Genomic DNA, 10,236 nt, shown 5'->3' on the forward strand with positions numbered 1-10,236 from the left:
GGGGCCTATAGGACATAGGTCAGTGGGGTAACGCATCGGGGCAGGAGCCCCTTATTAGACATTGTATCCGTATAAGGATATACGTATTAGGGTAATGCAGGAGCTATTACCGAGGCATGTAACGCTTTGAGCAACGAAGGTAAGGAGGCCGAGATCGAGCATTAGTGGATGAAATATTGTTTCCTCGGGCCTAAATGCGTAAACGATAAGTAACCTTCCCGCGCATTAAATGTCAACTACTGTGGCCGGTTGGTGTATTTACCGGCTACATCTTGAGATGTTTAAAGCTGGACCATAAAATACCGCGCTTCTAACTTTATGTCACGCAGGTCCTTAATATGGGAAAGCTGAGTAATACACGTCGAAAAAGTAACAAAAAGCCCGCTACGCTCCAAGACACATTTAATGATGCACTAGAACGTTATCAGCGTTTTAAAGAGCAAAACGTTAGGTTTGCAGGTGAAATGGATAGCATGATGGCGCGTGTCACGCCCAAAATAAAGCCGCAAGAGTCACAGCTACTCAATGTGCAATCCCTCCTAACGGCAAAGATTATTCCCTTTATGAGTAAAAAATCTTTACCTGAATACGTGAGGGAGGAGCTAAAATTTTGGATTTTTGATAATTTTGATGAGCTCCAGTCAAATCCATTTTTCGATAGTAAGAGCTTACAGCCTTTAGTGGAAAATTATGATTATCACTGCAGTCTACATATTGATAATGCGAATCAGAAAATGTTTGAAAAGTTGGCCAAAAAAGGCGTTGGTGAAGATGAGATTAATCAAATAAAGTCATTAGCCGAAAAGGTTAGTGGCGCCACAACGCAAGAAGAAAAGGAGGCTTTACTCAAAGAGGCTTTTTCTCATGTTGACCCCGAAGATGATGACTTGAATGATGGGTTAGGGAGCTTATTTGACGAAGATCCTGAAAACCTATTTGATGATTTCGACCCGTTCGCTGGCGATGATTTTTCGGATGATGGCGAGGAGGAAGAGCTTAAACGATTGAATAAACTGTTTAGCCAGTCCGCGATTAATAAGTTATTTCGTCGGATGAGTCGAGCGCTGCACCCAGACTTAGAGCAAGACCCTGATAAAAAGCAAGAAAAACACCATAAAATGGTCGCGCTAATAGAAGCCCGTGATCAAAAGGATATTGCCTATTTATTACAAACCTACAAAGAGCTATTTGGTCAGTTACCTGAGTCATTCCCTGATGAGGATTACGAAAAACTAATTCCTCTAGTGCTGCATATGATTGATAAGGTGAAGGCTGAAAAGTTTAAGGTTTTTGACGATATTCCTATGTCGTCGGTCTTTTATGAAATATTTTATGATAAAAACATTAAAAAAGAAAATGCCAACATTCAGCGACACGTAAAGTTTTTAAAAGACAGAGAGAAAGCACTGCAATCTATTGCTCAAGATATTACCAGTATAGCTAAGCTGCGTAACTGGATTGAGATTCGACAGGATGACCGTGCGGCGGCCACTATAGCCGACTTTGATGACTTATAAACAAAACACGCTTGTAGGGACCGAGGAGGCGCTATTTCATTACTGCATGATCTCGGCCTCCTAACTATCGTTGCTCACAGTGGTACATGCCACGGTAACTGTCTTTACGTTATTCTAATTAGCCACTTCCGTGTGGTGGTGTAATGTCTAATAAGGGGCTTTACCCTACTGACCTACGCGCGCACAGGCCTCCGCCCCTTTAAGCGCCCGGAAAGAAAGCCAAGGCCTAATCGGACAAGCTATTATTACCTTGCCCCTAGGGGCTGCCGCTCAAAAAAATTGAATTAGATATGGAGTGTCATGAAAGCCTTAAAGCCAAGCTCGCCACGAAGCCAAGTAAAGAAATTTTTACGTATTGGCTGCTTAAGCATATTTGTTATCGTTGTGATAATAATTGTCGTTTCAGTAGGGGTTATGTATTCACTGTATAGCGAATACAACGAAACTAAGGCTGAGTACGCATCCACGAGGGCGGAGCGTGAATCGACGTTAATTGCTAGTTTAAACACGCATAGGATTGAAGGGGTAGGTGGGCATTTTTATATTGCTTTTTCGGGGTGCGACGTTTATCAATCTGCGCCTGATTCGCGTGTATGGAATAAGGTCGCTCTTATATACAAGGAGGGGTCATACGCGAAAATATTGACCGGCTGCACACATACCGATAGTTGGCGGGATGACGCGTGGCTATATATTTCGACCTGCGCACAAGCCATTGGTGCTGGCGGCGGGTGTGCCCGTGGGGGCACATTTAGAACACAGGATGGTATTCAGTGGTTTCGACAAGTGGGTGTTGCACCGGAAGAGGCGTGGATGAATGCTTTGTTGCCGTAAAATGAGTGGCAGGAAACACTAGCGAAAACATGAAGGGACGGAGTGGTTAACATTAATATTTGAACTATATGAATGTTAACTTGGTGACAGCCAATATAAAGATAGCGAGTACCGACGGCGGCAGTAATATTATGGCCGTTTTGGTGAAGGGGCCGTGATAAAACTGTTCTATCTTGCTTTGTTTATTTTCGCCAATTAATTTGAGTAGTTTGAAGTTCCCTAAGTAAATGTCGACGATTTCTAGCGGGATAATAATTGCTACTATGATTATGAGTTTCGTTGTTAGCCAGGGTTGGCCCCATGTGTAAGCAATGCTGGCCATTGTGGCGCCGCTTATTATTAACCCTAAAAAGGCGATATGTTCTAGCCATAAAGTTTGTAAAAATACGCGATAAACCGCCATGGTTAAATGGCTATTTTTTAACTTCTTAATGCTTAACATTACCCACCAGCTACCCAGTGTAGGGCCAAGCCAAAAGATTAAACAGCCTAAGTGAATAACCTTAAGTGCTGAGTAGCTGTAATAATCCCACATCTAAGTGTCTCTTTTTTCGGGGTAGGCATAGTGTGCAAATAACACCATCCATGCGGTGCTCCAGACCATGGCAATGGCGGTGAATATTTTGGCCGCATCAATGGCTAATAGAAAGGTCGCTATGGTTAAGCCTATACCAAACAGCCACGCAGGAATACCTGCAAGTGCTACCCAGCGGGGAAAGGTCTGGCTTTGCAGTAGAATAATATTCAAAATCAGCCCGCCAATATTGTACATGCCATTACCAATGCCGCCGGTAAATAGCATGGCAATGGTTTCAAATTGTGCATAGGTATCTGTGGTCATATTCAGCGATTGATTGTTGGGCAATACAAAAGCAAAAATGGCCTCGGCGCATAAATCCGGTGCAATACCTATGGCAACACACAGCAGCCCAAATAATTTCGCAGGGTGCTTTGGTAGGTGGCTGTAAAGCAAATAACAAAACGTCAAAAGCCCCAGCGCCGCCACCATCCACGTAGCCCAGCTTAATTGCCAAAGGGTTTTATTTTCAGCAACAAACTGCATGCGCTCGGCAATGGTCAAATTTGACGATGCCAAGCCCGGCTCCATAAATAGCGCCATGTTGACGCAGGCTAGGGTGATGATTGTGGCGATGGCGTAGATGATGATTTTTTGTGGTTTTATAGCTTTTATACTCTGTTCCAAAGGGTTACTACTCCATTTTAAAATTCACGGAATTGATTATTTTCAAGAAAGATATCAAATTCACCCTCAAAATATACTGGTGCAGGAAGTTGTTCACTTGAGTCTTCTGGTTCGCAGCACAGTGTTTGATCAAATGAAAAGCTACCCGTGATTCTGTTGTCGTCTAGCGCTGAAACAATTATTTTCACATTAATTCTTATGTCTGGACGATAACTTTCCGTCTGAACGCCAGTGTCTTTGTCAAAAGTTTCGTTATAGTTAAAGTCCAGCGTAATAGGGCTTGAACCTATGTCGTATTCAGAATCATACTCGTATGCACCTACTTGCAGTGGGCCGTAGATGCTTATGTAGATGCCAGCAGTCCCCTCCCTGTAAGGGAAAAGTATTGTGGCGCCTCGTAATGTGCCTGTTTGGCTATACCGCGCTTCTGAGCAGGTGTGCATGGCTTCGTTCAGTGCTATAGGGCTCGATAGGATAAAAGTGCCGTTTTGGATTAGCGCATCATTACTAATCTTAACCATGTAGCTTTCAATGCTTTCTTGCCATTCATTATCTTGATAGAACACCGGGCGGGTGTACTCCCTGAAAAGCACGCCGTTTTCCTGAGGGGTATAATGTTCATCGAACCTTGGGTAATAATGCTTTTCAGTTTTATAGCCATTACCATAGCGGGCTAAATTTTCGGTCGCTTCAAAACACCGCTGCTGCCGAATACCTTCCGGGTTATCGTTGATGATGACTAGAGTTGAATGTGTATCTTCTTGCAAATATTCTTGCGTATTAGGGTTATATGTTTTGGCGTTTGTGATGACTTGCCAAGTTCCAGTCATATCTCTATCAAGTAAAGATTCCCCGATTGAAGATTGAGAGCTGCTAGAGTTGTTAGCGGCGCTTTCTGAGCTGGTGGGTGGTGTTTGGCCCGAGTTGCCGCTACCACAGCCGATAAGCAGCGTGGTAAAAATACTCGATAGACTCGTTGTTAGAATCTTTAGCATGATTTTTCTCTGAATAAGTTTAGAGGGGGGATGAGGTTGTTACTGGTAAGGCAGGCGTCAAACCAATAGGCCTATTTTATTAATGTAGCCGTAATGGAGAAAATTAATTAATACTCTCGGCCTACAGCTCCTCAGTCTTAAACTCGCTATAACCTTCATAAAAATAACTCACATCAATCCCTTTCATAAAATAAGGTGCGGTCGTCATGTAAAGGACAGTCACTCGCCAACAGGCGAATCCGTCGCCTAAAGTAATTTACTCATTAAGTAAATTGTTGGATTTAGAAAGTACAAATAAAGCGATGAGCCAAAAAAAGGGCCTTTTGGGGCCCTTATCAAAAATTATTACTAATCCAACTTACTCAAATCCCTAACCGCCCCTTTATCCGCACTGGTCGCAAAATAGGCATAGGCTTTAAGCGCAGCGCTCACTTTACGTGGGCGCTCTTGGGCGGGTTTCCAGCCTAGTTTATCTTGCTCTACACGGCGTGCTGCTAGCTCATCGTCGCTGACTAAAACATTAATAGTGCGGTTGGGGATGTCGATTTTTATTTTATCGCCATTTTGTACTAATCCAATAGCGCCGCCTGCTGCTGCCTCGGGCGAGGCGTGGCCGATGGATAAACCACTGGTGCCGCCGCTAAAGCGACCGTCGGTTAATAGCGCGCACACTTTGCCTAGCCCCTTGGATTTAATATATGTTGTGGGGTAGAGCATTTCTTGCATACCGGGACCGCCTTTGGGGCCTTCGTAGCGTACGATTACGACATCGCCGGCTTTTACTTTGCCGTCGAGCACGTTGGCTACGGCTTCGTCTTGGCTTTCGGTAACGTGGGCGGTGCCTTCAAAAACGTGAATGCTTTCGTCTACGCCAGCGGTTTTTACCACGCAGCCATCTAGCGCTATGTTGCCGTAAAGTACGGCCAAGCCACCTTCGGTGGAGAAGGCATGCTCTACGCTGTGAATACAACCGTTTTGGCGATCGGCATCCAGTGTTGGCCAGCGTGTGCTTTGGCTAAACGCGGTTTGCGTGGGAATGCCAGCGGGGCCTGCTTTATAAAAGTTCATCACCTCGGGCGATGGGCTGCGCATAATGTCCCACTTATCTAGCGCGTCTTTCATGGTGGGGCTGTGAATGGTTGGGCATTGGTTGTGAATTAAACCGCCGCGGTCTAGCTCGCCTAAAATACCCATTACACCACCGGCACGGTGAACATCTTCCATGTGGTAGTCCGGTGAGTTAGGCGCTACTTTACTGAGTTGCGGCACCTTGTGGCTCATGCGGTTAATGTTTTTAAGGGTGAAGTCGATTTCGGCTTCTTGCGCAATGGCGAGCAAATGCAAGATGGTATTGGTCGAGCCGCCCATGGCAATATCGAGCGCGGTAGCGTTTTCGTAAGCTTCAAAGCTACCCACGTTACGGGGTAATACACTTTCGTCGTCGTTTTCGTAATAGCGCTTGGTGATCTCCACAATCAAGTGGCCGGCGCGCTTGAACAATTGCTCTCGGTCGGCGTGGGTGGCTAGCATGCTACCGTTGCCGGGCAAGCTTAGGCCCATGGCTTCGGTTAAACAGTTCATGGAGTTAGCGGTAAACATGCCCGAACAGCTACCGCATGTTGGGCAGGCGCTGCGCTCGTATTCGGCGACTTTTTCGTCGCTGGCGCTATCGTCTACGGCGATAATCATGGCATCGACCAAGTCTAACTTCTTCTCGCTAAGCTTGGTTTTACCAGCTTCCATTGGCCCGCCAGAAACAAAGACCACGGGAATGTTTAAGCGCATGGCAGCCATTAGCATGCCCGGTGTGATTTTGTCGCAGTTGGATATACACACCATGGCATCGGCGCAGTGTGCATTGACCATGTATTCAACGCTGTCGGCAATAATGTCGCGGCTTGGCAAGCTGTACAGCATGCCGTCGTGACCCATGGCAATACCGTCGTCCACGGCAATGGTGTTGAATTCTTTAGCTACGCCACCAGCGGCTTCGATTTCACGGGCGACAAGTTGGCCCATATCTTTAAGGTGAACGTGACCCGGCACAAACTGGGTGAATGAGTTAACCACGGCAATAATGGGCTTTTGAAAATCGTCATCTTTCATACCCGTGGCACGCCAAAGGGCGCGGGCACCCGCCATGTTGCGGCCGGCGGTAGATGTTTTGGAGCGATATGTTGGCATGAGAACCTCGGGTTTAGGATTGGCTAAACGACTTTGGCGGCGCGGCTTAGCGTAAATAAGGCGGCCAGTTGTATTGTAAGGACGAGGAAACAATGGTTCATCCACTAATGCTCGATGTCGACTTCCTTACCTTCGTTGCTTAAAGGGGCGCATGCCTCGATGGGTTACCTTGCTGACCTATGTCCTATAGGCCCCGGTATACGCCCCTTTAAGTGTCACGATAAGAAAGCCGATCTCTTGGCCTAATTGGATAAACTATTATTGCCTCGTCCCTTAGGTCGCGAATTCTAGCAAATTTGAAGGGTGAATGCTTTACTGCTCAATCTGCAAAAAATACGTAGTTTCCCGTATGTGACTTTGTTGTTGAGTTGCTAATAATGCCGCACCAGTTAATTGATCAGGACGAATCAAATGCGACAAATAATAGCCATAACATTACTCGGTTCTGTAGCGCTCACAGGTTGTACGGGAGCCAGCCAGGACTCAGTCAGTCATCCATCGAACTTCAGCTTTTCAAATGTTGATACGCAAGAGCCGGCCTTGCCTGCAGAAGATAAATACGAAGCGGTGGATACACAGCCATTTGTGATGGCAGCCCACGACCCGCTATCGACTTTTGCGGCTGATGTAGATACGGCAAGCTACGATATTTTTCGGCGCAAACTCGGTAAGGGTTGAGGAGTATATTAATTATTTTGCCTATGATTATCTTGCGCCAGCGCCTAGCGGTGACCATCCTTTTTCAATTAACTTGGATATCGCGCCTTCTTTCTTTGGCTTAAATACAGCATATGTTCGGGTGGGTATTCAGGGTGAACTCCCCCCGATAGAGGAAACAAAGCCAGCTAATTTAGTCTTTTTGATTGATGTTTCTGGTTCTATGCAGGGGGCCGCCAAGTTGCCGCTGGTTAAGGCGTTATTAAAAGAAGCTGTAGCAATGCTAGATGAAACGGATACCGTTTCTATCGTGACTTATGCATCGGGTGTGGGAGTGCGCTTAGCGTCTACTCCAATTAGCGAAGCCGATAAAATATTGCGTACCTTGGATAGCTTAACTGCTGGTGGCTCTACCAATGGTGCTGGTGGGATTCAATTAGCGTATGACCAGGCGCTTGAAAGCTACATCGATAATGGCATTAACCACGTCATTTTGTGCACCGATGGTGATTTTAATGTGGGTATCTCGGGCAATAATGCACTGGTCAGTTTTATTGAAGAAAAACGTGAAACGGGCGTGACATTTACCGCGCTAGGCTTCGGAAGCGGCAACCTGAATGACGCCATGATGGAGGCTACCAGTAATGCGGGTAATGGCGTTTATGGCGTTATTACATCGCTGGATAACGCCATTGATTATGCGCAAGATCGTTTGCTTGGCAATCTTCACTTCATTGCTAAGGATGTCAAAATTCAGGTGGAGTTTAACCCGGACTTAATATCAGCCTATCGTTTAATCGGTTATGACAATCGCGCTATTGCTGATGAACAGTTTAATGATGATACCGTGGATGCGGGTGAGGTCGGCGCTGGGCACTCCGTAACCGCACTGTATGAAGTAGCTTTTAATTCGAGCGATATTCCAATGCCAGAAGGTGCGCCGTTGATTGATGATGGGGCAGACTTTGATGGTGACTTAGTGGTTACAGGGGATGATTTAATGCGCGTTCGTGTGCGCTATAAACATCTTGAGGCAACCGTTGATGATGCCGCATTTGAACTCAGTGAAAGTTTGGTTGATGTGATGCCTTTAATAGGACCGGTTGACGGGGGTTTTCAGTGGGCCGTTGCCGTTGCCGCCTTTGCTGAAATTGTTAAGCAAGGCCCTTTTTCAGACACTTCCGCCCTCGATACTATTGAAATGTTGCTAGCGAATAACGTGGGCGATGATTTAGATCGACGAGAGTTTTCTGAGCTTGTTAGCCAAGCGCGATTATTATTACCTGCAGAGATGGATACTGCAGAGATGGATACTGCAGAGATGGATACTGCAGAGATGGGCGGTCAGTTGTTGGATTAAAAACCGACGCTATTGAAATGCCCCGTTGATAGTCGCTATGGAAGGCGGCTATTTTTTTGTGGGTGGTATAAATATTGATATTTTCGGATTTAAAAGCCTTCGCTCTGACATGATTTTTGGTTCCACTTCTGGTGGTGGAGGTGACGCTACACACTCAAAAAAGGTATTTTTGTTTTAATACGCAGGGCGATTCGAAAATTATTTTTTACAAATAATGCGCTAGAGTAAGCGAATATTCATAATAAGAATTTTCGATATGAACTTAACTGTACCGTTAAAGAGTGAGCGTTTGGTGGTGGTGGATGCATTGCGTGGATTTGCCCTTATGGGGTTATTCATTGTGCATGCAGTAGAGTACTTTGAGCTGTATTGGTATAAACCGCAGCCGGGTGTTATTCACGATACTATATTCTTTTTATTCAGCGGAAAAATGGCGGCAACGTTTGCAGTGCTATTTGGCCTGGCTGTTTATACGATGTTATCGCGTTACCAGCAGCGTGGTATTGATTTTCGCGGTCGGCTGGTGTGGCGCTTTGCGGTACTGATATTGATGGGGTATGTACACGGTCTTCTCTACGCGGGTGATATCCTTTTACATTTAGGGCTTATTGGTCTGTTTTTGGTGCTTGTGAGTCGCTTGTCTTCGCGCTGGCTTGTTGTGCTTATCGCCTTTTGCTTTTTGCAGGTGCCTACGCTATTTAATTTCGCGGCAACTTTTTTTGACCCCGGCAGTGCCGCAGGTAAACCGGCTTTTTGGGCATTATCTTGGCGTAACTTTGAAATCTTCGCATCGGCCCCATTCGCAGATCTGGTTCACTATAATGCAGTAATGGCGTATGAAAATAAGTGGGTGTTTAATTTCGAGACGGGGAAGTTTTGGCCCATGGCAGGTTATGCCATGAGTGGTATTTTTTTAGGGCGCATCCATTTTTTTGCTGGTACGACTGATGGCCATAAGCTATTAAAACCTGCGTTTTTATTCGGGCTAGTGATTGCTCTGGTTATTTATGGCGTTAAAACTTTTGGTTCGGCATTCATTACAGAGGGCATGAGCCGGTGGCATTTCAATGAAATACTCGGGAATGTTTTTAACACTGCAATCGTCGTGCTGGGTATTAGTGGGTTCCTGTGGGTTTATCGTTACGCTGCCATGCGTCGCCTACAAAACCTGTTAGCGCCTTGCGGCCGTATGAGTTTGACGTTGTACGTTAGTCAGAGTTTAGTGTGTGTTCCAGTATTCTATGGTTTTGGCCTAGGTTGGTACGCCGAAGCAACACAGTTAACAGCGTTGCTATTTGGTGTGGTGTTGTGGCTTTTACAAATGTTACTGGCGCACTGTTGGTTTCGTTACTTTACCTACGGTCCGCTTGAGTGGTTGTGGCGGGCGATCACCTTGTTGCGAACGGATATCCCTTTTCGGCGAGTGGTTACTTAGGGGCGTGCAAGAAATAACCTCCCGTTTTTGAATTCCTGGGTGCACGCTTG

The 10,236-nt window shown here is 45.8% G+C and carries 8 protein-coding genes and 1 pseudogene; 5 read left to right on the plus strand and 4 right to left on the minus strand.

The features are described 5' to 3' along the window. The first annotated feature begins 338 nt into the window (after positions 1-338). Together AC3A8L_RS00620 and AC3A8L_RS00625 are read left to right on the plus strand one after the other, a co-directional pair. Positions 339-1,517: a hypothetical protein gene (locus AC3A8L_RS00620; protein ID WP_487960271.1), complete on the plus strand. Its 1,179-nt coding sequence runs from the start codon at positions 339-341 to the stop codon at positions 1,515-1,517. A gap of 300 nt (positions 1,518-1,817) precedes the next feature. Next, positions 1,818-2,351, plus strand: coding sequence for a hypothetical protein (locus tag AC3A8L_RS00625; RefSeq protein WP_487960272.1), 534 nt, complete (start codon positions 1,818-1,820; stop codon positions 2,349-2,351). Positions 2,352-2,415: 64 nt separating this feature from the next. Here AC3A8L_RS00625 and AC3A8L_RS00630 read toward each other — a convergent pair whose 3' ends face one another. From AC3A8L_RS00630 to ilvD, 4 genes are all read right to left on the minus strand, one after another. Further along, positions 2,416-2,886 carry a hypothetical protein gene (locus AC3A8L_RS00630; protein WP_487960273.1) on the minus strand — a complete coding sequence of 157 codons (471 nt, stop codon included), beginning with the start codon at positions 2,884-2,886 and terminating at the stop codon, positions 2,416-2,418. Next, positions 2,887-3,555, minus strand: coding sequence for a hypothetical protein (locus tag AC3A8L_RS00635; protein ID WP_487960274.1), 669 nt, complete (start codon positions 3,553-3,555; stop codon positions 2,887-2,889). A 17-nt stretch (positions 3,556-3,572) separates the two neighbouring features. Beyond that, positions 3,573-4,550 carry a hypothetical protein gene (locus AC3A8L_RS00640; RefSeq protein ID WP_487960275.1) on the minus strand — a complete coding sequence of 326 codons (978 nt, stop codon included), beginning with the start codon at positions 4,548-4,550 and terminating at the stop codon, positions 3,573-3,575. A gap of 348 nt (positions 4,551-4,898) precedes the next feature. Next, positions 4,899-6,734, minus strand: coding sequence for a dihydroxy-acid dehydratase (gene ilvD / locus AC3A8L_RS00645; protein ID WP_487960279.1), 1,836 nt, complete (start codon positions 6,732-6,734; stop codon positions 4,899-4,901). Positions 6,735-7,322: 588 nt separating this feature from the next. Here ilvD and AC3A8L_RS00650 point away from each other — a divergent pair. The 3 genes and pseudogenes from AC3A8L_RS00650 to AC3A8L_RS00660 all read left to right on the plus strand — a co-directional run. After that, positions 7,323-7,449: pseudogene (locus AC3A8L_RS00650) on the plus strand (VWA domain-containing protein); the annotation flags it as partial. 36 nt (positions 7,450-7,485) lie between these two features. Continuing rightward, a complete protein-coding gene (locus AC3A8L_RS00655; RefSeq protein ID WP_487960280.1) occupies positions 7,486-8,751 on the plus strand; it encodes a vWA domain-containing protein in 1,266 nt (421 codons plus the stop codon). Between the two features lie 256 nt (positions 8,752-9,007). Continuing rightward, positions 9,008-10,186: a DUF418 domain-containing protein gene (locus AC3A8L_RS00660; protein ID WP_487960276.1), complete on the plus strand. Its 1,179-nt coding sequence runs from the start codon at positions 9,008-9,010 to the stop codon at positions 10,184-10,186. Positions 10,187-10,236 lie beyond the last annotated feature (50 nt).

The organism is Marinagarivorans sp. (assembly GCF_982758155.1).

Coding starts and splice junctions, on each gene's coding strand:
- AC3A8L_RS00625 (WP_487960272.1), top strand. CDS start 1,818: ATGAAAGCCTTAAAGCCAAGCTCGCCACGAAGCCAAGTAAAGAAATTT.
- AC3A8L_RS00630 (WP_487960273.1), bottom strand. CDS start 2,886: ATGTGGGATTATTACAGCTACTCAGCACTTAAGGTTATTCACTTAGGC.
- AC3A8L_RS00620 (WP_487960271.1), top strand. CDS start 339: ATGGGAAAGCTGAGTAATACACGTCGAAAAAGTAACAAAAAGCCCGCT.
- AC3A8L_RS00660 (WP_487960276.1), top strand. CDS start 9,008: ATGAACTTAACTGTACCGTTAAAGAGTGAGCGTTTGGTGGTGGTGGAT.
- ilvD (WP_487960279.1), bottom strand. CDS start 6,734: ATGCCAACATATCGCTCCAAAACATCTACCGCCGGCCGCAACATGGCG.
- AC3A8L_RS00640 (WP_487960275.1), bottom strand. CDS start 4,550: ATGCTAAAGATTCTAACAACGAGTCTATCGAGTATTTTTACCACGCTG.